Source organism: Pseudomonas sp., from assembly GCF_036387035.1.
Classification (GTDB): domain Bacteria; phylum Pseudomonadota; class Gammaproteobacteria; order Pseudomonadales; family Pseudomonadaceae; genus Aquipseudomonas.
In genome coordinates this window covers 1-23,481 of sequence record NZ_DASVUM010000037.1, presented here as the reverse complement: position 1 = coordinate 23,481, position 23,481 = coordinate 1, and the positions used below count along the sequence as shown (strand labels likewise).

The 23,481-nt window shown below is 61.0% G+C and carries 16 protein-coding genes; 5 read left to right on the top strand and 11 right to left on the bottom strand.

All coding sequences use genetic code 11. From position 1 onward, the window contains the following. From VF672_RS03610 to hutC, 4 genes are all read right to left on the bottom strand, one after another. Window positions 1-126: hypothetical protein (locus VF672_RS03610; protein WP_331101559.1), on the bottom strand; the 126-nt coding region annotated here is incomplete at its 3' end. Between the two features lie 502 nt (window positions 127-628). Next, on the bottom strand, window positions 629-1,807 hold the full coding sequence (nhaA, locus tag VF672_RS03605; protein ID WP_331101550.1) for a Na+/H+ antiporter NhaA: 1,179 nt from the start codon (window positions 1,805-1,807) through the stop codon (window positions 629-631). Between the two features lie 68 nt (window positions 1,808-1,875). Next, a complete protein-coding gene (locus VF672_RS03600) occupies window positions 1,876-2,469 on the bottom strand; it encodes a HutD family protein (RefSeq protein WP_331101548.1) in 594 nt (197 codons plus the stop codon). Beyond that, window positions 2,466-3,176: a histidine utilization repressor gene (gene hutC / locus VF672_RS03595; protein ID WP_331101556.1), complete on the bottom strand. Its 711-nt coding sequence runs from the start codon at window positions 3,174-3,176 to the stop codon at window positions 2,466-2,468. The genes VF672_RS03600 and hutC overlap by 4 nt, the downstream gene beginning before the upstream one ends. Window positions 3,177-3,366: 190 nt before the next feature. Between hutC and VF672_RS03590 the strand changes: the two genes are divergently transcribed. Further along, window positions 3,367-4,731 carry a formimidoylglutamate deiminase gene (locus VF672_RS03590; RefSeq protein ID WP_331101546.1) on the top strand — a complete coding sequence of 455 codons (1,365 nt, stop codon included), beginning with the start codon at window positions 3,367-3,369 and terminating at the stop codon, window positions 4,729-4,731. A gap of 44 nt (window positions 4,732-4,775) precedes the next feature. Here VF672_RS03590 and VF672_RS03585 read toward each other — a convergent pair whose 3' ends face one another. The 6 genes from VF672_RS03585 to VF672_RS03560 all read right to left on the bottom strand — a co-directional run bounded on the left by VF672_RS03585 (window position 4,776) and on the right by VF672_RS03560 (window position 14,318). Next, window positions 4,776-5,273 carry a lipocalin family protein gene (locus VF672_RS03585; protein ID WP_331101554.1) on the bottom strand — a complete coding sequence of 166 codons (498 nt, stop codon included), beginning with the start codon at window positions 5,271-5,273 and terminating at the stop codon, window positions 4,776-4,778. Between the two features lie 86 nt (window positions 5,274-5,359). Continuing rightward, on the bottom strand, window positions 5,360-5,614 hold the full coding sequence (gene bamE, locus VF672_RS03580) for an outer membrane protein assembly factor BamE domain-containing protein (RefSeq protein WP_331101544.1): 255 nt from the start codon (window positions 5,612-5,614) through the stop codon (window positions 5,360-5,362). A 263-nt stretch (window positions 5,615-5,877) separates the two neighbouring features. Next, entirely contained in the window at window positions 5,878-6,888 is a 1,011-nt protein-coding gene (locus VF672_RS03575) for a class 1 fructose-bisphosphatase (protein WP_331101541.1), read from the bottom strand. A 230-nt stretch (window positions 6,889-7,118) separates the two neighbouring features. Next, window positions 7,119-8,480, bottom strand: coding sequence for a DUF3999 domain-containing protein (locus VF672_RS03570; RefSeq protein WP_331101552.1), 1,362 nt, complete (start codon window positions 8,478-8,480; stop codon window positions 7,119-7,121). 38 nt (window positions 8,481-8,518) lie between these two features. Continuing rightward, a complete protein-coding gene (locus VF672_RS03565) occupies window positions 8,519-11,380 on the bottom strand; it encodes a DUF2339 domain-containing protein (protein ID WP_331101539.1) in 2,862 nt (953 codons plus the stop codon). A gap of 454 nt (window positions 11,381-11,834) precedes the next feature. Further along, window positions 11,835-14,318: a glycogen/starch/alpha-glucan phosphorylase gene (locus VF672_RS03560; protein WP_331101537.1), complete on the bottom strand. Its 2,484-nt coding sequence runs from the start codon at window positions 14,316-14,318 to the stop codon at window positions 11,835-11,837. 379 nt (window positions 14,319-14,697) lie between these two features. Between VF672_RS03560 and pip the strand changes: the two genes are divergently transcribed. The 4 genes from pip (at window position 14,698) to mdoH (ending at window position 20,932) form a co-directional block, all read left to right on the top strand. Next, window positions 14,698-15,669 carry a prolyl aminopeptidase gene (gene pip, locus VF672_RS03555; protein ID WP_331101535.1) on the top strand — a complete coding sequence of 324 codons (972 nt, stop codon included), beginning with the start codon at window positions 14,698-14,700 and terminating at the stop codon, window positions 15,667-15,669. Then, window positions 15,670-16,107, top strand: a complete 438-nt coding sequence (dtd, locus tag VF672_RS03550) for a D-aminoacyl-tRNA deacylase (protein WP_331101532.1) — start codon at window positions 15,670-15,672, stop codon at window positions 16,105-16,107. Window positions 16,108-16,365: 258 nt separating this feature from the next. After that, window positions 16,366-18,342 carry a glucan biosynthesis protein G gene (locus VF672_RS03545; protein ID WP_331101530.1) on the top strand — a complete coding sequence of 659 codons (1,977 nt, stop codon included), beginning with the start codon at window positions 16,366-16,368 and terminating at the stop codon, window positions 18,340-18,342. Continuing rightward, complete coding sequence (gene mdoH / locus VF672_RS03540) at window positions 18,335-20,932, top strand: glucans biosynthesis glucosyltransferase MdoH (RefSeq protein WP_331101528.1); 2,598 nt, start codon at window positions 18,335-18,337, stop codon at window positions 20,930-20,932. The genes VF672_RS03545 and mdoH overlap by 8 nt, the downstream gene beginning before the upstream one ends. A gap of 199 nt (window positions 20,933-21,131) precedes the next feature. Here mdoH and VF672_RS03535 read toward each other — a convergent pair whose 3' ends face one another. Then, a complete protein-coding gene (locus VF672_RS03535; RefSeq protein ID WP_331101526.1) occupies window positions 21,132-23,075 on the bottom strand; it encodes a methyl-accepting chemotaxis protein in 1,944 nt (647 codons plus the stop codon). Window positions 23,076-23,481 lie beyond the last annotated feature (406 nt).

Below are 23,481 nucleotides of genomic sequence, written 5' to 3'. Positions count from 1 at the left end.
CAACATCCGCAACGGCGCCTCGGTCATCCAGCTCTTGGCGGTCAGTTGCGTGCCACGTGCCGCGCGGATTTCCACATCGCGGCGTTTGGTCCATTGCTGAGCAGGGGTGTTGTGGTCAGTAGTCACTTAACAATCCTCGATGATCAATCCGGCCTGGACGCGGGGTCCCTGACGAACGTGTGAATAAGGTTCTGCATGAGGGCGGCCATTGTCATCAAACCGGGCCTTAATGCTCACTCATGCTTACTTGTACATACAAGCATATGCAACCAAGGGGCCAATGTTGGTTTTGCACGCATAGAAAACCGGACAGGCCTCTCTGGCGTGGGGTTTTCAATGATTTGCGAAGCGGGCGGGGGAGCGGCAGGAAGGCAGCGAGAGGAAGGAAGTTGTTACTTTTCGGTGCGCGCGCCCCAGCACAGTGCGTGGCTGGGGGTAACAGAGGGGTATAGGACGACCGAGCGCCTGTAGGAGCCGGCTTGCTGGCGAACGCAGTTGATCAGGAATGAAGATGTCGACTGACAAACCTCATTCGCCAGCAAGCCGGCTCCCACATATCGTGTAGGGCGTCGATTCGCCCTCTATCCAGACCAGCGCAAGCGGCTCTAAATGGAATCAGCGGTTAAGATCAATGCCGCGCCAGCTTGCTGCGCAGGAGCAGCACCCCGGCAATTGCCGAAGCGATCGAGCCCAACAACACGCCCACTTTCACTTCGTCGATCAGGTGCGCTGCGCCGGGGAAGGCCAGATTGCCGATGAACAGGCTCATCGTGAACCCGATCCCGCATAGCAGGGCCACGCCATACAGCTGCGTCCAGTTGCTGCCTTCCGGCAACATCGCCAGACCGGACCGAATCGCCAGCACCGCGGCGAGAAAGACACCGATCTGCTTGCCAACGAACAAACCCAGCGCCACACCCAGCGGCACCGGGTCGACCAGATTACCCAAGGTGATGCCCGACAGGGACACGCCTGCGTTGGCGAAACCAAAAATCGGCACCACCGCGAACGCTACCCAGTAATGCATTTTCTCCTCAAGAAACAGCAGTGGCGAGCGAGCTTCTTCCTTGCGGGTGCCCAGCGGAATACACAGCGCCAGGGCAACACCCGCCAGCGTCGCGTGTACGCCCGATTGCAGCACAAAGAACCACAACAGCAGCCCGAGTAGGAGGTACGGCAGCAATCGCTGCACGCCCATGCGGTTCATGATCACCAGCACGGCCAGCGTGCCGAACGAGGCGCCGAGCATCGTCATGTTCAGGCCGCTGCTGTAGAACAGCGCAATGATGGTGACGGCGCCCAGGTCATCGAGAATCGCCAGCGCGGCGAGAAACACCTTCAACGATGTCGGCACACGCTTGCCCAGCAACGAGAGCACGCCGAGGGCGAAGGCGATGTCCGTGGCCGCAGGGATCGCCCAGCCGCTCAGGGTTTCGGCGTTGCCCATGTTGACCCCGATGTAGATCAGCGCCGGCACCAGCATGCCGCCCGCTGCCGCGAAACCGGGGAGCGCGCGCTGACCCCAACTGGCGAGACCACCGGCCAGGACTTCGCGCTTGATTTCCAGACCTACCATCAAAAAGAAGATCGCCATCAGCCCGTCGTTGATCCACAACTCGATCGACAACCCGCCCCAGACACTGTGCAGTGCGGCGAAATACGAAGGGGCGAGGGGGGAGTTGGCGACGAGGATGGCTGCGAGGGCAGCGCCCATCAGCACGAGGCCGCCTGCCGATTCCGATGAAAGAAAACTGGCAAGAATGGCGAGGGCTCGGGGGCTTTCTTTATTGTCGTTGAGCGTCGTCATGGTCGTCCCTGTGTGCTGGCGAAAAAAGCGCAAGTTACCACAGGGCGAAGGGTCTCAGGCGGCGAGGGTCAGATGCGCGACAACTCGATCACGCCAACGCGGCTGGCACGTGGCGCATAGAGCACGACCTCCAGCAGCGAGCCTGCGGTGTTATCCAGTTGCAGGCAGTCGTGTTTTTCCAGCAACTGCGGCGGGTGTTCGCCGATGTTGGCGGCCATCTGCTCTGCGGCGCTGAACACCACGAACACCTCTGCCGAGCTGAAAAACCGCTGCGGGTGCATCACGTCGATCCATTGCAGGCGCGCGCGATAGAGGCTTGGCGAGTAGATCAGGTTGAAGTCGCGGATCGGTCCGTCGAGCAATGTGCAAGTCACCGCACTGCCGCCACTGAACGCAAACGGGTCGGAAGGCAGCAGCGGCTCGCTGTCTTTGCCATCAATGTTCAACGTCATGCCTGCGCCTTGCAGCACCGTGATGATGCGCTGATAACCGGCGAACGCTGAAAAGCCGCCCGACTCGGCGATGTCGGCAATCGACAGTCGCCAGCCGAAACCTTCCAGGCCCTCGCCGGCATCGCGAGCGATTTCCTCGGTGCTGCCGCCACCGTTTTTCCACGGCATGCGCGGGTATTCAGCGGCGCGCAGAAGAGTCAGTTGAGTCATTTGCTGAAGCGTCCTTCCAGGCGGTGGCGTGAGCCGGGGTGGATCAGGCGGGCGGCTGTCACCGGTTGGCGGCCGGACCAGGTGCGCCGACGCACCAGCAGACAGGGCTCGCCTTTTTCAATCTGGAGCAATTTGCATTCGTCGGGTTCGGCGAGGATCGCTTCGACCACGTGCTCGCCCTCGGTCAGCGGCGCGACCTGGGAAAGGTAGGCGTACGGCGTTTGTTGGGTGAAGTCCTGCTGGAGATAATCCGGCGCGACGAGGGCGTTGACGAAACGGTCCTCGATTTGCACGGGAATGTCGTTTTCAAAATGCACAATCAGCGAATGAAACACCCGCTGGCCTTCACGCATGTCGAGCGCCAGTGCGCGTTCGGAGCCGGCGGCTTCTTCGGTGAGGATGATCACCTGACAGGTGTGGGCGTGCCCGCGAGCGGCGATTTCGTCGGCAATGTTATGCACTTCAAACAGCGCCGACTGCGTCTTGGGTTCGGCGACGAAAGTGCCGACGCCCTGCATGCGCACCAACAGTCCTTCGGCGGTCATCTCGCGCAGGGCACGATTGATGGTCATGCGGCTGAAACCCAGCTGCGTCACCAGTTCGCTCTCGGACGGCACGCGGTGGTGCGGCGGCCAGGTGCCGTTCTGAATCTGCTGGGTGATCATGTGCTTCACCCTGGCGTAGAGCGGCGCCGGACTGTCACCCATATGGGAGGCCAGCGGCAAATGGGCAGGCGGAGTCGGCACAGAGAGATCCTTGTTATGGCGTTATTCAGGCGAAAGAGGTTACAGCGTCCACGCTAACCATTAACACATGTGCCGACAAGCGCGGCGCAGTTTACCGGCCGTATAAACGTCTGTATATGTATAGACAATTTCACGCAAGGGGTGCCGAGCCATGTCCGTTTTCTTTGCCGAGCGCGCGTTATTGCCTTCAGGCTGGGCCACTAACGTTCGTTTTGAGGTCGACGCTGATGGCCTGCTGAGCCAGGTGCAGGCCGACGCCGAACGCGGTGGCGCCGAGGTGCTCAACGGACCGGTCGTGCCAGGCATGCCCAACCTGCACTCCCACGCTTTCCAGCGGGCCATGGCCGGGCTCGCAGAAGTAGCCGGCAACCCCAATGACAGTTTCTGGACCTGGCGCGACCTGATGTATCGCCTCGTCGGGCAAATCAGTCCGCAGCAGTTGGGGGTGATCGCGCGGCAGCTGTACATCGAAATGCTCAAGGGCGGTTTTACCTCGGTTGCCGAATTCCACTACGTCCATCAGGACACCACCGGCAAGCCCTACGCCGACCCCGCCGAGCTGGCGCTGCAGGTCAGTCAGGCGGCGAGTTCGGTCGGCATCGGCATGACCTTGCTGCCGGTGCTCTACAGCCATTCCGGTTTTGGGGGCTTGACCCCCAACGAAGGCCAGCGCCGGTTCATCAACAGCACCGACAGTTACCTGGATTTGCAGTCCCGTCTCAAGCCTGTCATCAGTGCGCAACCCGCCCAGGCGCTGGGGCTGTGCTTTCATTCGCTTCGTGCCGTAACCCCGCAGCAGATCAGCGACGTGACGGCCGCCAGCGATTCGCACTGCCCGATTCACATTCATATCGCCGAGCAGCAGAAGGAGGTCGACGACTGCCTGAGCTGGAGCGGCCGCCGGCCTTTGCAGTGGCTCTATGAGAACGTCGATGTGGATGCGCGCTGGTGCCTGGTTCACGCGACCCACGCCGAGCCGGCCGAAGTGGCGTTGATGGCGAAAAGTCGTGCGGTCGCAGGACTCTGCCTGACCACCGAAGCAAACCTGGGCGACGGGATATTCCCGGGGGTGGATTACATCGCGCAGGGCGGCCGCTGGGGCATCGGCTCTGACAGCCATGTGTCGCTAAGCGTGGTCGAAGAGCTGCGCTGGCTTGAATACGGCCAGCGTCTGCGCGATCAACGTCGTAATCGCTTGTATCGGCCAGACCAGCCAATGGTCGGCCGTACCCTTTACGACGCGGCGCTGGTGGGCGGTGCGCAAGCGATGGGGCAACCGGTAGGCGCGTTGGAAGTGGGCAAACGAGCCGACTGGCTGGTGCTGGACGGCAACGACCCGTATCTGGCGACCGCGTCCGGCGACGGCATTCTCAACCGTTGGTTGTTCGCCGGGAGTGATCGTCAGATCAAGGACGTCATGGTCAATGGCCGCTGGGTGATCCGCGACGGCCATCATGCTGATGAAGCGCAGAGCAGCCACGCCTTCGCTCAGGTATTGCGGGACCTGCTGGGCTGATGCAGTTGCAGTGAACGGCCCGACGGGTTGATCACCTGAACAGGTCAGTCTGCCGCCTTGCCTACTTTTGAATCCACCACCCGCCAGATCAGTTTGGTGGTGTCATAACCTTGCTGCTGCGCTCGCATCAGCAGCTCGTTGCGCACCGAATCCGGCACATGAGGGGTGCGCGACAGCAGCCACAAGAACTTGCGGCTTGGGCTACCGACCAGCGCTACCTTGTAGTCGGGGCTTACGTACAGCACCCAGTAGTCACCCTTTGCGAGCCCCGGGAAAATGTTCGAGAACCAGTTGTCGAACACAACCCACAGCTTGTCGGTCTTGCCCTGAATCTGCGGCGATGCCGTCCCGGTTGCTTGCTCCCACTTGCCTTCGATTGTCCGGCAGCGGTTGGTGACGGCAATGTTCCCGTCGTCCTTCAGCGTGTAATGCGCTTCGGACTGCGCGCAGTTGCGCTGGAAGAACATCGGCAGCCGCGCCACTTCGTACCATGTGCCCTGGTAACGCTTGAGGTCGACATGATCGACCGTCTTCGGCGCCATGGATTCGCTTTCAGGCTTCACTGCGCAGGCGCTGATCCACAATGCGGCCAACGCGACAGCGCCGAATTTCAGTGCCTGACGAATGATCATTTAAGGCCCTGCCCGGAAAACAGCACGACCTTGTCGGCGGCGTACTGGACGCTGATAAACGTCTTCGCATCGCCCCAGGTGCAGCTGGACATCCCCAATGCGCCGGAGCATTCGGTAGGGCTGCCGAGCAATTGCTCAACCTGTGCCTTGGACATGCCGGCCGAGATTTTCGAGTAGTTTTCCTGATTGACCTTGCTACAGGCCGCCAGCAATACGCAGAACGACAACACTGCTAGAGAGCGCAAAGACATGAGATGGAGCCCCTTGGTAGAAGAGTGAGAGCAACGTCGCGACATCTGGTGTCCGCCGTCGAGGTGCAGCGCCGAATCAGCGCTCACCGCTTTTGTGTAGGAGCCGCTTGCTGGCGAACGCGATGGGCCAGTCACCGACTGTATGGCTGTCCCTAAGCCTTCGCCAGCAAGCCGGCTCCTACAAATAAGCATCCCCTCTCCGATGCGCCAATCAGCGCTGAATCGAGAAAAGAAATGGCCGCCAGAGGCGGCCATTTGGGACGTTATTGCTTGTGATACGCCGTCGCGCGTTCGACTTCTTCCTTCGAACCCAGGAAGACGGCGACCCGCTGGTGCAGGCCTTCCGGCTGGATGTCGAGGATGCGCTGATGGCCGTCGGTTGACGCGCCGCCGGCTTGTTCAACCAGGAACGACATCGGGTTGGCTTCATACATCAGGCGCAGCTTGCCCGGCTTGGAAGGCTCGCGGGAATCGCGCGGGTACATGAACAGACCGCCACGGGTCAGGATGCGGTGTACGTCGGCAACCATGGCCGCGACCCAACGCATGTTGTAATTCTTCTTCAGCGGACCGTCTTCGCCCGCCAGCAGCTCTTCGACGTAGCGCTTGACGGGGGCTTCCCAGTGGCGCTGGTTGGACATGTTGACGGCGAATTCCTGAGTGGACTCCGGAATCTGAATGTCTTCGTGGCTGAGGACAAAGCTGCCCATCTCGCGGTCCAGTGTGAAACCTTTCACGCCGTCACCCAGGGTCAGCACCAGCATGGTCTGTGGGCCGTAGATGGCATAACCCGCCGCCACTTGCTGGGTGCCTGGTTGCAGGAAGGCTTTTTCGTTCAGCGCTTCGTTCTGGCTCAGGTACTCGTTCGGGCATCGCAGCACCGAGAAGATCGTGCCGACCGGCGCGTTGATGTCGATGTTGGAGGAACCGTCCAGTGGGTCGAATACCAGCAGGTAGGCGCCCTTCGGGTATTTGCCGGGAATCTGGTAGGCGTTGTCCATTTCTTCGGACGCCATACCGGCCAGGTGGCCACCCCATTCATTGGCTTCGAGCAGAATCTCGTTGGACATGACGTCCAGTTTCTTCTGCACTTCGCCCTGCACGTTTTCGGTGCCCATGCTGCCGAGCACGCCGCCCAGAGCGCCTTTGGACACCGCGTGGCTGATCTCCTTGCACGCACGCGCCACCACTTCAATCAGAAAGCGCAGATCGGCAGGGGTGTTGTTGGTGCGGGTCTGCTCGATCAGATAACGACTCAAGGTAACGCGGGACATGGATAGCTCCGAAAATGGGGGATAAAAACGCGCACAGTCTAGCGTGAGCGGAAATTTAATACTGCCTGTCAGACCGGTCAGGTAGTGATTGAGTTCACGGGCTACATAAGCCTAGCGCTATCAGAGTGAAGAAATGGCAGCCATCGTCTGCAATTTTTTCGATCCCGTATCGATTCAGCGTCATCACACCGACAATTATTATTTGGCGCGCGGTTGGCACTTGTTTTGGGTCATTTGCTACTACGAGGCCCGCGCAGCGTGCCAAGCGCCATCCATGCCAGAAAAACCACGCCCAGTATGAGCACGGCCCACAAGCCGATGCGCTTCATGTCAGGGCTGCTGGCTTGCACGGGCGCAGGCGCCTCCGCCGGCACAGCCGGTGTGGACGCCATGGACGCGCTGCCCAGCGCCGCCAGTTTCTCGGGGCTGACGCCAGGGATCAGCGTCGACAAGGGCAGTGCCGCGCTTCTCACCGTGGCGTTGCCGACGGCCAGGCTGTAGGGCGGCGCGCCTCGTGCGAGAAAAACCAGCTGCGTGGCGCGTACGGCAAAACTCAGCGTCGGCGCGTCTTTGCCCAAGCCACCGCCGCGATCGTCGACCTCAAGTTTGAGCTGCTGCACGACGTTGCCCGGCAGCTCCATTTCGTCCTGCACGACGTCCTGACCGTTCTGGCTGAGCCGGTAAAGCAGCCCGTTGTCGATCAACTGCCAAGGCGCGTTGCCGTCGCGTCGCCCGTACAGCGTGGCGGGCGCGAGGCTGTTGGGCTGCGCAATATCGACCCGCATGCGTTCCAGCGGCAGGGCCACCGGGAGTTGCCACACATACACGCCGGGCTTTTCGACGCGCCCCTTGATTGCCGGCGACCAGCTCAACGGCAGCACGCCGGGTTGCGTACTGATCAGCTCCACCGCATCCAGCGTCGGCGCGGACTGCGGCGACTGCCACAGCAGGCGCACATACCGCGCGCTGCGACCGGGCAGATTAACCACCCGCTGCTCGACCCGTTCTTCTGCGAATGAGAGCCTCGCCACTTGACCTTCGCCCCAGCGCTGCCAGTGTTGCAGGTCGTCGCTGGCCTCGATGCTGAACCGCTGAAACCCGTCGCGCTCGCTGCTCCAGTCAAGAATCAGTTGGTCCAGCGGCGCGTTGATCGCGCTGGTATCCAGCAGCCAGCCACGCAGGATCTCTTCACCGGCCTCGATCTCACCCTGGGGCTGAACCTCCACCAGCGTGCCGTTGGGCGTACGTTCCACACGGATTTTCGGCTCGATGTCTTTGGCGCCATCGCTGTTGTAGAGGGGGAACCACTTCACCGGGACAGGGCTTGCGTCGGCTGCGCGCTGGGACGGGCTTTGTGTGATTGCGTAGGGCTGGGCCTGACCGTCCGCGTTGAAAACACGCACGTCGTTGAGGTTGCTCTGACGCGCGTTCAACTGCACGCCGAGCGGCAGTTCCAGCCGATACCAAGGGCCTTCACCGCCCACGGTCAAGGGCGCGTGAGTGCTGAAATCATCCGGCAGATCTTCCGCTCGACTGAGCGTGGACACGCACAGCATGGCGCCCAGCAACGGGACGAGCAGGGCGGCTTTCATGACGAACTGACGACTCAACTGAACACTCCTTGTGTGCTTCATTTCGATACCGGGTCCGCAGCGTCGGCATCGGTTACACCCTTACCTGGCGCCGGATGCCGGGGCGGCAAGGGCGCGAAATATCCTACCACCAGCAACAGAACGCCAACCCCGATGAAGGAAATGATGCGCTCCAGGCCGCCGCGATTGCTCAGCTCGACGAAGAACAGTTTGGCCACAACGACACCAATCAGCGCGGCGCCGGCGATCCAGAGGTCACGGCGAGCGCGCAGGTGTCCGCCGATCATCAGCGCCAGGGCCATCAGCGTCCAGACGATGGAAAGCCCGGCTTGCACGCGCATCGATTCGAACAGCGCCTCGGGGTACCAGGCCACACCGGCCCAGTGATGGGCGGTGCGCAAGACCATGGCAGTAATGAGCGCGAACAACGATGCGCCCGCGATGAGCAGCGCCGCTTTTTGAGCGCGGCTCTCGCTGACGCCCAGCTGCGGCAATTGCTGGCGGGTCCAGCTGAAAACCCCTGTCAGGGTGATCAGCAAGCCAAGTTCCAGCGGATTCAGCAGCGGAAGGTAGGGCAGGGGATCTGCAGCGCCTTCGCTGAATCCGTTCGCCAGCCAGAACCAGCCGAGCATCAATGCGGCCAGTGGCGCCGCCGCCCAGACGCGGTACTCGCGCGGGTATGCGCCGACAGGCCAGGGCCACGTACGCGATGCCGTTGTGGCCAGCAAATACAGACTCGGCAGCAGCGCCCAGCCCAGCCAGCGCCAGGCGTTATACGACTCCGACAGCATCAGCAATGCGTAACGCAGTTGCAGCGAGAGCACGATGATGATCAGCCAGCAGCCGATGACGTGGGCGGCACTGCGCAGGCGCGCAAGCAACCTGCTGTCGAGGCGTTTCAATGACCACAGATGAATTGCAAACACCGTGATCCAGCCCAGCCAGCCCCAGTGTGCAGCGGGGTTGTAATAGGCATTGAAGCTCATCAGCGCAAGCAACACCGCGCTCAGGGGCATCAGCAGCGTCGACAGTTGGGCGATACCGTTCCAGTTCAAGCGCAGGGCGGCAACTGTCCACAGTCCGACGCTGACAGCGCCCAGCAGCAATAACGTCGAGAATTCGGCTGCTCCCGGCACGTAATGGGTGCTGACGCACAGTGCTGCGGACCACCACAGCGCGCCCCAGATCAACAACACCGGTTGCAGGAAACGCTCGCTCAGCGACAGACGCAACGTGCCGATGCGTTCCACGGTGAAGGCGCTGACGAGACCGGCGAGGGCGATGATCAGCGGCGTCCAGAAGTCGCCGTGGTTGAAGTTCGGCACATACCAGCGACCGACCACGCCCAAAAATGCGATCCCGGCGCCCAGTTGCAGGAGCAAGCCGAATCCCCGCGCCAGCAGGCGGTTCTGGCGCATGCCCAACCAGAACACCGCAGCGCCTTCGACCGCCCAGGCGACAGTTGTCCACTGCGCGCTAAGGGCGAGGGGAATCGCCAGCGTCGCGAACACCACGCCCAGCGAAACGCACGTTTCCACCAGCAGCAACGCCCGTCCCGGTGCGCGCCCGGCCAGCAATCGGGCGATGCCCATGTACAGCAATCCAAGCGCCAATGCGCTAAACGCAGCGCCAAATTCCAGATGCTGGATCAGCGCGTACTGAAGGCCGAAGCCGACGACGGGCGTCCCGAACAACAGGCTGCCATCGACGTAATGGGTCTGGCGCGCCGACCAGCGCAAGGTGGCTGCCCGGCTGTCATCCTCGGGCCCGGCTGCGTGCTCTTGCAGCTTGCGGCGGGCGAACAGCAGGCCGATTGCCAGGTACATCAGGAAGAACAGAATCAGGAAGGGCTCGGTGCTCCAGAACAGCTCGGGCGTGTAGGCGTCCATGCCCCAGGCGAAACCGATGCCGAAGGTGCCGATGAAGCCGATCAGGTTCAGCGGGCGCCAGGCTTTGAACCATGCGATGGCGAAAATACCCGCGTTGAGCAGGGCGAAATAACTGAACAGGGCGACGTGACTGCCCTCACCCGAGGACGTCAGCAGCGGCGCGGCGAACCCGCCCAGCGCGGCGACGCAGGCCAGAGCGAGGGCGTTTTGCGTGACGGCAAGAATGGCCGAAAAAACAGTGACCGCCACCAACAGGCTGAACGCCATGCCCGTGGCAAGCAGCGTGTGCACTTTCATGGCGGCGAACACCGTCAGGTACAGCACCGCGACGCCGGTCCCCTGGAGCATCAGCGCGAAGGATTCATTACGCTCACGCAGCCACCAACCCAGGCCCAGCAACGCCAGCGCTGCCACGGCGACGCCGGCGTAACGGGCCTCAATCGGAACGGCCATGCCTTCGGTGGCGTAGCGCAGCAGAAACGCAAGGCCAAGAAACAGCAGCACCACACCGACCCGCAGCACAGTGTTGCCACCCAGCAGCCAGTTCTGCGCGCGCAGCAAGGCGCTGTCGAACAGATTGGGTTGGGAGGGTGCGGGCTGAGCATCAGAGGCGTGCGCGTAGCTTGGGGTGACCGGCGATGTCGCTGGCTCGGGCCGTCGCCATTGCGTGTCGTCCGTCGGCGCGGTGACCGGTTCGAGATTCGGAAGATCCCACAGCAATTCCGGACCGTCGTCTGCAATGGGCTGCACATTCAGGGGCGCCGACACGGGCGCATCCGGTGATTGAGCGGCGGCGGAGTCGAGCTGGCTCAGGCGTTGTTGTATGGCGTCGAGGTCGAGCCGGGTCCTGGCGAGTTCGGCTTTTTGCACGGCCGCCTCACGGCTCAACGCGGTCAGGCGAAAGCTCAAGCCTGCGGCCAGACCAACGACCGCACCGACAGCGCCGCCCATCAGCGACTCATCAAGAAGCGCCCCGATTACCAGACCGGCCAGCAGAAGAATCCATTGCACGCGACGACATCCCTTTTCGGCCGATCAACGGCGATGGCGGAAAGTATATCGGGCGTCAGGAAAGGGGAAACATTTTGTGTTGGGGAGGAGAATTGTGTCGCCGATGCACCCGGCTCAAAACAGACCAAGCGTTTTGATACATCCACCGGTTGGAGGCTGGAACCACGGTTGGTGGCTGATCCTACGGTTGAACCCTAATCTTACGGTTAGATCCTGACCCTACGGTTAAATCCTGATCTGTAGGAGCCGGCTTGCTGGCGAACCCGGCAGGCCAGTCACCTCTCAGGCAGCTGAACCAACGCGTTCGCCAGCAAGCCGGCTCATACAAGTCTAGGTTTGACATCAAGCCGGTCGTCACAATCGAAGCCGTACACGATCAAGCCAGACTTCAGGCGGGACGCGCACGCCATTCGGCGGTGATCGTTTCCGGGAGGAAACGATCACCAGCAGGCGCTTAGTCCAGCGCGTTCCAGATTTCAGTCGCGTACTCGCGGATGGTCCGGTCCGAAGAGAACCAGCCCATGCGCGCCGTGTTGAGCACTGCCGAGCGCCACCATTCTTTCGAATCGTGCCAACGCGCTTCCACCTTGGCCTGTGCGTGCCAGTACGACTCAAAGTCAGCGCAGACGAAGAAACGGTCGTAGTTGATCAGCTGATCGATCAGCCCGGCATAACGATACGGATCATCCGGCGAGAAGACCCCGCCCCGAATCGCTTGCAGCACGTCATTCAAGCGCCCGGACGCGGCGATGTCCTGATGCGCGTTGAACTCACCGGCATGCTTGCGCGCTTCGACTTCCTGCGCGGTCATGCCGAAGATGAACATGTGCTCCAGACCGACCTGCTCGCTCATCTCCACGTTGGCGCCATCGAGCGTGCCGATGGTCAGCGCGCCGTTGAGGCCGAATTTCATGTTACTGGTGCCGGACGCTTCCAGACCTGCCGTGGAAATCTGCTCCGACAAATCCGCCGCCGGAATAATGCTTTCCGCCAGGCTGACGTTGTAGTTGGGCATGAACACGACTTTCAGACGGCCGCGCAGCGTAGGGTCATTGTTGACCGTGCGCGCGATGTCGTTGGTCAGTTTGATGATCAGCTTGGCCGAGTGGTAGCTGGCTGCCGCCTTGCCGCCGAAGATCTTCACGCGCGGCACCCAGTCGGTGCTCGGATCGGCCCGCATGGCCTGATACAGCGCCACAGTGTGGAACAGGTTCAGCAACTGACGCTTGTACTCGTGGATACGCTTGACCTGTACGTCAAACATCGCCTCGGGGTTGATCACGATACCCAGGCGTTCCTGGATGATCGTAGCCAGAGCCTGCTTGCTCTGCAGACGCTGAGCGGCAAATTCCTGCTGGAATCGTGCATCGTCGGCCAGCGGTTCCAGTTTCAGCAGCGCGGTCTCGTGGTTGTCGAGCACTTGCTCGCCTAGCTCGTTGACCAGCATGGACGTCAATTGCGGGTTGGACTGGAACAGCCAGCGGCGGAAGGTGATGCCGTTGGTTTTGTTGTTGATGCGGTCCGGGTGCAGCTTGTGCAGATGGGCGAAGACGGTTTTGCGCATCAGTTGTGTGTGCAGCGCCGACACGCCGTTCACGCTGTGCGAGCCGAGGAACGCCAGGTTGCCCATGCGCACGCGACGGCCGTTGTCTTCTTCGATCAGCGAGACCGCGCGCAGCAGGTCGAACAACGCAGGGTCATCTTTGAAGTCTTGGCGAACCTTGTCGATGTGCTGAGCGTTGATCATGTAAATGATCTGCATGTGGCGCGGCAGCATCCGCTCCATCAGGCCGACGGACCAGGTTTCCAGTGCTTCAGGCAGCAGCGTGTGGTTGGTGTAGGCCAAGGTGCCGACGGTGATGCGCCAGGCCTCGTCCCACTCCACGTCGTGCAGGTCGATGAGGACGCGCATCAGCTCCGCTACAGCGATCGACGGGTGCGTGTCGTTCATCTGGATCGCTGCGTGCTCCGGCAGGCTGCTGATGCTGTAGCCCATGTTCTTGTGGCGGCGCAGCAAATCCTGCAGCGACGCCGAGACGAAGAAGTATTCCTGACGCAGGCGCAGTTCCTGGCCCGCTTCGGTGCTGTCGTTTGGATAGAGGACGCGGGAGATACTTTCTGCCCGTACCACTTCCGCCACCGCACCGACGTGGTCGCCGGCGTTGAAGCGTTCCAGATGCAAATCTTCCACCGCACGTGCACGCCAAAGCCGCAGCGTATTCACCGCTTTGCCGCGCCAGCCCACAACCGGGGTGTCGTAAGCGATCGCCCGGACGGTTTCGCCTGCGCTCCAGACCTGACGGGTTTCACCCGAGGCATCGAGCACCGGGGCGCCAGCAGCATCTAGCAGAGGCTGCACGCTGCCGCCGAAACCGATCTGGTAAATGACTTCAGGGCGTTCGAATTCCCATGGGTTACCAAAGTCCAGCCAGTTCTCGGTTTGCTCCTGCTGCCAGCCATCGACGATGGCCTGACGGAACAGGCCATGCTCGTAACGAATGCCATAGCCGTGACCGGCGATGCCGAGGGTCGACATGCTTTCCATGAAGCACGCGGCCAGACGGCCCAGACCGCCGTTACCCAATGCAGCGTCCGGCTCCAGGGAACGAATCTGCTCCAGATCGACGTTCAGGCCTTTCAAGGCTTCGCGGGCGGTGTCGAGGATGCCAAGGTTGCTCAGGCTGTCGAACATCAGGCGGCCGATCAGGAACTCGAGCGAGAGGTAATAGACGCGCTTCTTTTCCTGCCGGTAGACGTAGCGCGTGTGGTTCATCCAGCGCTCGGCCATTTTGTCGCGAGTCGCCAGAGCGATTGCCATGAACCAGTCATGGTCGAAAGCATGGTCGGGATCTTTACCGACTGCATACTCGAGTTTGTTCAGCACGGCTTCCCGGAAGGCTGCCACTTCAGCGTCACGAACGTTGGGTTCCGGAGACATCGGGTACGACCTCAAGTTGGTTTGACGATTGAATGGGTGGGTTGACTGTAGGGCGTGTCATTGGTTATTTCCTCCCGGTCGGGTGAGAAATACGCGGCTGCACGACCCTCGGTTCGACTCAACCAAGCCACCTCGGTTCGCCGTCATTGCATATCGGCGGCAAATCTCTGGCGCTTTCCCCAGTATCCGCAGAAGGCTTGCATTGATCGTTCCACTCCCGGCCTGGGTCTTGCTTTTACTGGCCCGCGACCGCTAAACGGCGGTGAAACAAGGCATAACAGTTGGCCCGAATCAGGCAAGCATGTTCATTCGCCGATTCGGGTTTATGATGCCCCACGGCAGATACACCGCAGCCCCCGAATCGGACTTTGGAGCACCTATGCAGACTTTGTACCCGCAGATCAAACCTTACGCCCGGCACGATCTGGCGGTGGAAGAGCCGCATGTGCTGTATGTCGATGAAAGCGGCTCGCCAGATGGCCTGCCTGTTGTATTCATTCACGGCGGGCCGGGTTCGGGATGCGATGCACAGAGTCGTCGCTATTTTGATCCGAACCTCTATCGCATCATCACCTTCGATCAGCGCGGTTGCGGCCGTTCTACGCCACACGCCAGCCTGGAAAACAACACCACCTGGCATCTGGTCGATGACCTTGAGCGCATCCGCACCCATCTGGGCATCGACAAGTGGGTCGTGTTCGGCGGCTCGTGGGGTTCGACGCTTTCTCTGGCCTACGCGCAGAAGCACCCCGATCGGGTTCACGCACTGATCTTGCGCGGCATCTTTCTGAGCCGGCCGCAGGACATCAAGTGGTTTTATCAGGAAGGCGCGAGCCGCCTGTTCCCGGATTACTGGCAGGACTACATGGCGCCGATTCCGCCGGACGAGCGCGGCGACGTGCTCGGCGCCTTTCACAAACGCCTTACCGGCAGCGATCAGATTGCACAGATGCACGCCGCCAAAGCCTGGTCGACCTGGGAAGGGCGCACTGCCACGTTACGTCCGAACCCGCAGGTGGTTGATCGCTTCACCGAGCCCCATCGTGCGCTGTCCATTGCACGGATCGAATGCCACTACTTCACCAACGGCGGGTTTCTGGAAGAGAACCAGCTGATTCGCGACATGCCGAAGATTGCCCATCTGCCGGGCATTATCGTGCATGGCCGCTACGACATGATCTGCACCCTGGACAACGCCTGGGAGCTGCATCAGGCATGGCCGAACAGTGAGCTTCAGGTCATCCGTGACGCGGGTCACTCGGCGTCCGAGCCGGGTATCACTGATGCGCTGGTGCGCGCGGCGTCAGAAGTGGCGCGGCGTTTGCTGGATCTACCGCCTGAAGAGGCCTGAATGAAAGCCTTGCTTCAGCGCGTATGCCAAGCGCGCGTCGACGTTGCCGGCCAGACCATTGGCGCGATTGATCGGGGGTTAATGGTCCTGATTGGCATCGAGCCTCAAGACACGACGGCCAGCGCCGACAAGATGTTGCACAAGCTGCTTAACTACCGGGTATTCAGTGACGCCGACGCAAAGATGAACCTCTCGCTAACTGACGTTAAGGGCGGGTTGCTGCTGGTCTCTCAGTTCACACTGGCGGCCGATACCAAAAGCGGGATGCGGCCGAGCTTTTCAAAAGCCGCGCCCCCGGCACTGGGCGCCGAGTTGTTCGAGTACTTGGCAGCGAAGGCCAAAACCTCTCACGCGACGGTGGAAACGGGCCAGTTTGGTGCGGATATGCAGGTTCACCTCATTAATGATGGCCCCGTGACATTTTTGCTGGAGACGTGAACAGCCCGGTCTGTTTGGTGGCCCCGGATTTACCTGCTTCACACGCAATAAATAGTTTGTGTCACCTGATGCGTTGTAACGCGAGCTACTGGATAATCGCGCGCTACAAAGACGGGCCTGGGCCCGACAAATCGGTTAAACGCAGACTGGTCCGACGCCGCTTGGGGAATCATTGGCCCCTTTTGGAGTCGGAACAATGCTCGCCAACCCGGCATTTGATAGCTGGCCGTTGGTTTCTTCATCTGTTTTCGGCGAGGGTTGCTCGTGATTGTTAGTCCATGTAATGCACCAAAGAACCCGGGCGGGCGCTTTCGCAGCGCGCTGCTGGCAGGGTCGGCTTTGTTTTGTCTGTTCGGCGCCAGTCAGCTCTGGGCGTTCGATCTAGACGACGTGGCGACAAAGGCCAAAGATCTGGCCGGACAGAAATTCACCGCGCCGAAGAGCAATCTTCCGGCCGAATTCCGCGACATGAAGTTCGCGGACTATCAAAAGATCCGCTTCCTGCAAGACAAAGCCGAATGGGCCAATGACAAGACCCCGTTCAAGGTCTCGTTCTACCATCAGGGCATGCACTTCGATACGCCGGTCAAGATCAACGAAGTGACCGCCAATTCCGTCAACGAAATCAAGTACGACCCGAGTCGCTTCGACTTCGGTGACGTGAAGTTCGATCCGCGGTCGACCGAGAACCTGGGCTACGCCGGTTTCCGCGTCACTTACCCGATCAACAAAGACGACAAGCAAGACGAAATCATGACCATGCTGGGCGCGAGCTACTTCCGCGTAATCGGTAAGGGTCAGGTTTATGGTCTGTCTGCGCGCGGTATGGCGATCGACACGGCCATGCCGTCGGGCGAGGAATTCCCTCGTTTCACCGAATTCTGGATCGAGAAGCCGAACCCGGATGACAACCATCTGGTCATCTTCGCCTTGCTCGACTCTCCTCGCGCCACTGGCGCGTACAAGCTGACACTGCGTCCTGGCACCAACACACTGGTGGATGTGCAGTCGCGCATGTACCTGCGTGACAAGGTCGGCAAACTGGGCGTTGCGCCGCTGACCAGCATGTATTTGTTCGGTGCGAACCAGCCGTCGAAAGTCCTCAACTACCGTCGCGAGCTGCACGACTCCAGCGGTTTGTCGATCCAGGCGGCCAATGGCGAGTGGATCTGGCGTCCGCTGAACAACCCTAAACACCTTGCCGTGAGCAGCTTCTCGGTCGAGAACCCGCGCGGTTTCGGTCTGTTGCAACGTGGCCGCAACTTCAGCCATTACGAAGACCTGGACGACCGCTATGACAAGCGTCCAAGCGCCTGGATCGAGCCGAAGGGTGACTGGGGCAAAGGCACCGTCGACCTGGTAGAGATCCCGACTGCTGACGAAACCAACGACAACATCGTTGCCTTCTGGAAGCCGGAAACCCAACCAGAGCCGGGTCAGCCGATCGACTTCAACTATCGCCTGCACTGGACAATGGATGAGGATGCCATTCACTCGCCAGACCTGGGCTGGGTCAAGCAGACCCTGCGCTCCACCGGTGACGTGAAGCAATCGAACCTGATCCGTCAGCCGGATGGCAGCGTTGCCTACCTGGTTGATTTCGTTGGCCCGACACTGGCCAAGCTGGGTGAAGATCCTTCGATCCGCAGTCAGGTCATCACCGATGACAACACTGATCTGGTGGAGAACAACCTGCGCTACAACCCGGTGACCAAAGGCTGGCGTCTGACGCTGCGCCTGAAGGTCAAGGATCCGGGCAAGTCGGTTGAAATGCGCGCCTACCTGCTGCGCGAAACCCCTGCCGAACCGGGCAAGGAGCCAGCCGTCATCACGGCTGACAAGTCAGACAAGAAGCCGGCTGCCAAGGCTGACGCCAAAGCGGCTGTTGCTGCTGCGCCAATCGTTGCTGCACCGAAGGACGAGAAAGCTGAAATCGTCAAAACCGACGCCTTGAAAGCCGGTGATCCGAAGGAAGCCAAAGGCCCTAAAACCGATGGCAAAGACGTAGCCAAGGCGGACGCCGCCAAGCCTGCCGATGCCGCCAAAGTAGCCGAAGCCAAGTCGGATGAGGCGTCCAAGCCTGAAGCCGCACTGGGCGACGCCGCCAAGGCCAACAAAGGCAGCAAAGACACCCCGCAGCCAGCGGTACAGGCTGCATCCACCCAACAGGGGCCGGCCATGATTCAACAAGTCCTGACCGAAACCTGGAGCTACCAGTTGCCAGCCGATGAGTAATTCACACACCGTGCCAGAGCCCTTGAATGAGTCGCTCAGCGAGTACCTGGCGCATTTGCCGATGACCGACGCGCAGCGGGCAGAATTTGCCAGCTGCACCTCGTTCGCTGAGCTGCACGAGCGCCTTTCGGCGCAGACCGTCGCCGATCCTGCCGAGGCCGCCCAGGCTTCGGTGGGTCGCCGCCTGACGCTGACGACCGCTGACGAACTGCACGAGGCCGAGATGCTGAGTGTCGACGCCAGCGGACGCGTGCGCCTGAAAGCCACGCCGCCGATCCGTCGCACCAAGGTCGTGCCGGAGCCATGGCGGACCAACATCCTGCACCGTGGCTGGCGTCGACTGACCGGGAAGTCCAACCCGCCGCCGCCCAAGGATGACTTGCCGCGCGATCTGCCAAAGGCGCGCTGGCGCACCGTGGGTTCGATCCGTCGCTACATCTTGCTGACGCTCATGCTGGGCCAGACCATCGTGGCTGGCTTCTACATGAAAGGCATTCTGCCGTATCAAGGCTGGTCGCTGGTTTCGTTCGAAGAGATCAGTCATCAGACCCTATGGCAGACCGCCGTACAGGTCATGCCGTATGCGCTGCAGACCAGTATCCTTCTGCTGTTCGGGATTCTGTTCTGCTGGGTATCGGCGGGTTTCTGGACGGCGCTGATGGGCTTCCTCGAACTGCTGACAGGTCGCGACAAGTACCGGATTTCCGGTGCCAGTGCGGGCAATGAGCCGATCGAAGCCGGTGCTCGCACTGCGCTGGTCATGCCGATCTGTAACGAAGACGTCCCTCGCGTGTTCGCCGGTCTGCGGGCGACCTTCGAGTCGGTCAAGGCCACGGGCGATCTGGATCGTTTCGACTTTTTCATCCTCAGCGATTCCAACGAAACCGACATCTGTGTGGCCGAGCAACAAGCCTGGCTCGACGTGTGCCGTGAAACAGGTGGCTTCGGCAAGATCTTCTACCGTCGTCGCCGCCGTCGCGTTAAGCGCAAGAGCGGTAACCTTGATGACTTCTGCCGTCGCTGGGGCGGTGAATACCGCTACATGGTTGTCTTGGACGCTGACTCGGTAATGAGCGGCGAATGCCTGACCAGTCTGGTTCGCCTGATGGAGGCAACCCCGGACGCCGGTATCATTCAGACCGCGCCACGTGCATCGGGCATGGACACGCTGTATGCGCGCATGCAGCAGTTCGCCACGCGTGTGTACGGTCCGCTGTTCACGGCCGGCCTGCACTTCTGGCAGCTGGGCGAATCCCACTATTGGGGCCACAACGCGATCATCCGCATGAAGCCGTTCATCGAGCACTGCGCCCTGGCGCCGTTGCCCGGGAAGGGTGCGTTTGCCGGTGCGATCCTGTCCCACGACTTCGTCGAAGCCGCGCTCATGCGCCGCGCCGGCTGGGGCGTCTGGATTGCCTATGATCTGCCCGGCAGTTATGAAGAGCTGCCGCCGAACCTGCTGGATGAGCTCAAGCGTGACCGTCGCTGGTGCCACGGTAACTTGATGAACTTCCGTCTGTTCCTGGTCAAAGGTATGCACCCGGTGCACCGCGCGGTGTTCCTGACCGGCGTGATGTCCTACCTGTCGGCACCGTTGTGGTTCTTCTTCCTGGTGCTGTCCACTGCGCTGCTGGCGGTGAACACGCTGATGGAACCGACCTACTTCATGGAGCCGCGTCAGCTGTATCCGTTGTGGCCACAGTGGCACCCGGAGAAAGCCGTCGCACTGTTCTCCACCACCGTTGTGTTGTTGTTCCTGCCTAAGCTGCTCAGCGTGATCCTGATCTGGGCCAAAGGCGCGACGGGCTATGGCGGGCGCATCAAGGTCACCATGTCGATGCTGCTGGAGATGCTGTTCTCCATGCTGCTTGCTCCGGTGCGCATGATCTTCCACACCCGCTTCGTACTGGCTGCTTTCCTGGGCTGGGCGGCAACGTGGAATTCCCCGCAGCGTGATGATGACTCGACGCCGTGGAGCGAAGCGGTCAAGCGTCACGGACCGCAGACGCTGCTGGGCTTTTGCTGGGCGCTGTTAGTGGCTTGGCTGAACCCGAGCTTCCTGTGGTGGCTGGTGCCGATCGTCGGTTCGTTGATGCTGTCGATCCCGGTGTCGGTGATCTCCAGCCGCACGAACCTGGGCCTGAAAGCGCGCGATACCAAGCTGTTCTTGATCCCGGAAGAGCACACTCCTCCTCAAGAGCTGGTATCCACCGATCAGTACACCCACGAGAACCGCTGGCATGCGCTGAACGACGGCTTCGTACGCGCCGTGGTCGATCCACAGCAGAACGCACTGGCTTGTGCCTTGGCGACATCTCGCCATCGCGACGCCGAGCCGATCGAGTGGATGCGTGTCGAGCGTGTGCGTCATGCGATCAAGGGCGGCCCTGAGCTTCTGAACAACCACGAACGCCTGCAATTGCTGAGCGATCCGGTTGCGCTGGCTCGGTTGCACCAGCTGGTCTGGAGCGAAGGCAACTCTGCCTGGCTCAATGCCTGGCGCGCCTCGGTGGACGCCGATCCTCATGCGCCGCTGCTGCCACTGCAGCCAGCGACCCATGTGAACGACGCGGCTCTGGCCAACGTCTGATTCATGCGCTGAACAAAAACGCCGCCGAAGAGCAATCTTCGGCGGCGTTTTTGTTTGGGAATCGGTGTTGGCGCTTCCCCTGTAGGACGGCTTTAGCCGGAAAGAGGCCAGTGCGTGCGCTATTAATTCTGCGGTGTGAATGCAGAGGCATTCCCGGCTAAAGCCAGTCCTACAACTCGACGTCGCAGCCCGTTTCGCCTCAACTCACCCGAAACTTGCCGACCATTTCCTGCAGCTGCACGCCCAGCCGGGCCAGTTCAATGCTCGAAGCAGCGGTCTCTTCGCTGGAGGCGGCGGTTTGCTCTGACACATCCCTCACGTTCAACACGCTGCGGTTGATCTGCTCTGCCACGCTGCTTTGTTCTTCTCCGGCCGCCGCGATCTGTTGATTCATGGTTTGAATCGTCGATACCGTGCGTGTGATGTGCCCCAAGGCGGTGCCGGCCTGTCGGCTCAGCTCGACGCTGCTGTCCGTCAGCGTCCGGCTTGCGTCGAGGGTCATGACCACTTGCTGGGTGCCGCTTTGCAGCGCTGCGATGAGCACTTCGATTTCCTCGGTGGATTCCTGAGTGCGTTGCGCCAGGCCGCGCACCTCGTCGGCCACGACCGCAAACCCCCGTCCTGCTTCACCCGCCCGGGCAGCCTCGATGGCGGCGTTCAGTGCGAGCAGATTGGTCTGCTGCGATACTGACTTGATCACATCGAGCACTCCGCCGATCTTGTCGCTTTCCAGCTTCAGCTTGCCCATCGCCTCCGTCGAATTATTGACCTCAAGGGCCAGACGCTCGATTTGCGCGATGGCGTCGTTGACAACCCGGTCGCCATCTCGTGCCTGTTGGTCGGCCTGCTGCGCCGCCTCACTGGCCTCTTCGGCATTGCGGGCCACTTCCATGACGGTCGAGGTCATCTCATTCATCGCCGTGGCGACGCAGTCCGTTTCGTCTTTCTGGCTGTTGACGCCCACGCTGGTTTGCTCAGTCACGGCCGACAGCTGCTCCGCCGCACTGGCTATCTGGGTCACGCCGTCGCTGATGCCGCTGATGAGTTGGCGCAGGCTCAGCGTCATGTCCTGCATGCTGCGCTGAAGCATGCCCATCTCGTCACGACGGCCAACATCAAGGTCCTGACTCAAATCCCCTTTGGCGATGCGTGCAGCCGCGCTCAAGGTCAGCCGCAGCGGCGCGATGATTTGCTGGGTAATCAGCCACGCGGCCAACAGGCCCAGGAGCATGGCGAGGCCGGCCACGCCACTGAGGGTCTGCCGCGACTGAGTGGCTTCGGCATCTCGCCGCTGGCCTTGCAGGGCGGTAATCTCGCCCGTCGATGTCAGCAGACTCTCGCTGAGCGCCTCCATGGACTCCTGAGCCGCCTCAACCGCGACTTGCAGGTCTTTGAACCGGCCCATGTGCTCGCGGTACTTGAGCAGAGTCTTACGAGCGTTGAGCAACTCGCTGACATTGCCATCGGCCTGATCGCTGGCAATCTGCTCGACTTCCTTCAGCGCTTCGTCGATGGCGGTAATGGCGGCGATCTCGTAGGACTCTTTGCCGCTGAATACATAAGCCTGGACTTCATAGCGAGCGTTTTGTACCTGCCCGCGCAATTGCTGGATGTTGGTGAACTCCCCCAGACGCTCGCTGCTGTCCTGCTCCTGACTGACGGCTTTCAACACTTCGCTTTCCACGAGGCCGATGGACGTGATTGCCTCTTCAGACAGAACGGCCAGCTGCGCACGGGAGTCGGCGCGGGCGCTCAACAGCTTGGTCAGGTCGGCGAAGGTCGCTTCGAGCGCGCGTACCGTGTCGCTTTGCCCGTTGAGCAACTTGAGAATGTCGGCGGGAGGTGCGTCTTCGCGCAACACCATCAGATGCGCTTCGATTTCGTTGATGCGGGCGACGACGCGCGAGGCGCTTTCAGCCGTGTTCTCCACCCGAAACACAATGCGCTCGGCGCGCAGGTCCTTGGTCATGGCATTGAGTTGGGCGATAGAGGTTAATGACTCCGAGCGCTCGATCATGGTGTCGAGCCCATGCCAGCCGGTCAGCGTAATGGCCAGGGTCAGAAGCAGAACCAGGCCGAAGCCCAGCGAGAGTTTGAGCTTGACGCTGGTGTTGGCCAGCGCCCGGTTGATGCCTTGCAACATGATGCGTCTCCTGCGGATGAGCGATAAACGCGCATCGGCAGACGAAGCGGAGGCGTGACCTGATCAGATCGTAGGAGATTTCCGAGGGGCTGGAAGAGGTGACGTGTGTCACAGATTCCGCCCTCTGCACAGGTGGGCTCCCGCACATCCATGCTGATTGGCAGTGACACCAATGAGTACTCTAAATCCGTAGGAGCCGGCTTGCTGGCGAATGTGCCGGGTCAGTCAACATTTCTGTAACTGATCCACCGCATTCGCCAGCAAGCTGTTGTGGCTCAATAGTTTTGGACCATGATGTAGGAGCATCAACCTAAGGAAGCATCATGGGATTTCGGATCGTTACCGCCGAAGAAAAGGCCGAAGCTATTCGGCTAGTCGTCGAATTGAATTACTCAGTGCCCAAGGC

Coding starts and splice junctions, on each gene's coding strand:
- VF672_RS03585 (WP_331101554.1), bottom strand. CDS start 5,273: ATGGCGCCGAAGACGGTCGATCATGTCGACCTCAAGCGTTACCAGGGC.
- VF672_RS03590 (WP_331101546.1), top strand. CDS start 3,367: ATGTCCGTTTTCTTTGCCGAGCGCGCGTTATTGCCTTCAGGCTGGGCC.
- VF672_RS03535 (WP_331101526.1), bottom strand. CDS start 23,075: ATGTTGCAAGGCATCAACCGGGCGCTGGCCAACACCAGCGTCAAGCTC.
- dtd (WP_331101532.1), top strand. CDS start 15,670: ATGAAAGCCTTGCTTCAGCGCGTATGCCAAGCGCGCGTCGACGTTGCC.
- VF672_RS03575 (WP_331101541.1), bottom strand. CDS start 6,888: ATGTCCCGCGTTACCTTGAGTCGTTATCTGATCGAGCAGACCCGCACC.
- mdoH (WP_331101528.1), top strand. CDS start 18,335: ATGAGTAATTCACACACCGTGCCAGAGCCCTTGAATGAGTCGCTCAGC.
- VF672_RS03570 (WP_331101552.1), bottom strand. CDS start 8,480: ATGAAAGCCGCCCTGCTCGTCCCGTTGCTGGGCGCCATGCTGTGCGTG.
- hutC (WP_331101556.1), bottom strand. CDS start 3,176: ATGGGTGACAGTCCGGCGCCGCTCTACGCCAGGGTGAAGCACATGATC.
- VF672_RS03560 (WP_331101537.1), bottom strand. CDS start 14,318: ATGTCTCCGGAACCCAACGTTCGTGACGCTGAAGTGGCAGCCTTCCGG.
- VF672_RS03600 (WP_331101548.1), bottom strand. CDS start 2,469: ATGACTCAACTGACTCTTCTGCGCGCCGCTGAATACCCGCGCATGCCG.
- pip (WP_331101535.1), top strand. CDS start 14,698: ATGCAGACTTTGTACCCGCAGATCAAACCTTACGCCCGGCACGATCTG.
- bamE (WP_331101544.1), bottom strand. CDS start 5,614: ATGTCTTTGCGCTCTCTAGCAGTGTTGTCGTTCTGCGTATTGCTGGCG.
- nhaA (WP_331101550.1), bottom strand. CDS start 1,807: ATGACGACGCTCAACGACAATAAAGAAAGCCCCCGAGCCCTCGCCATT.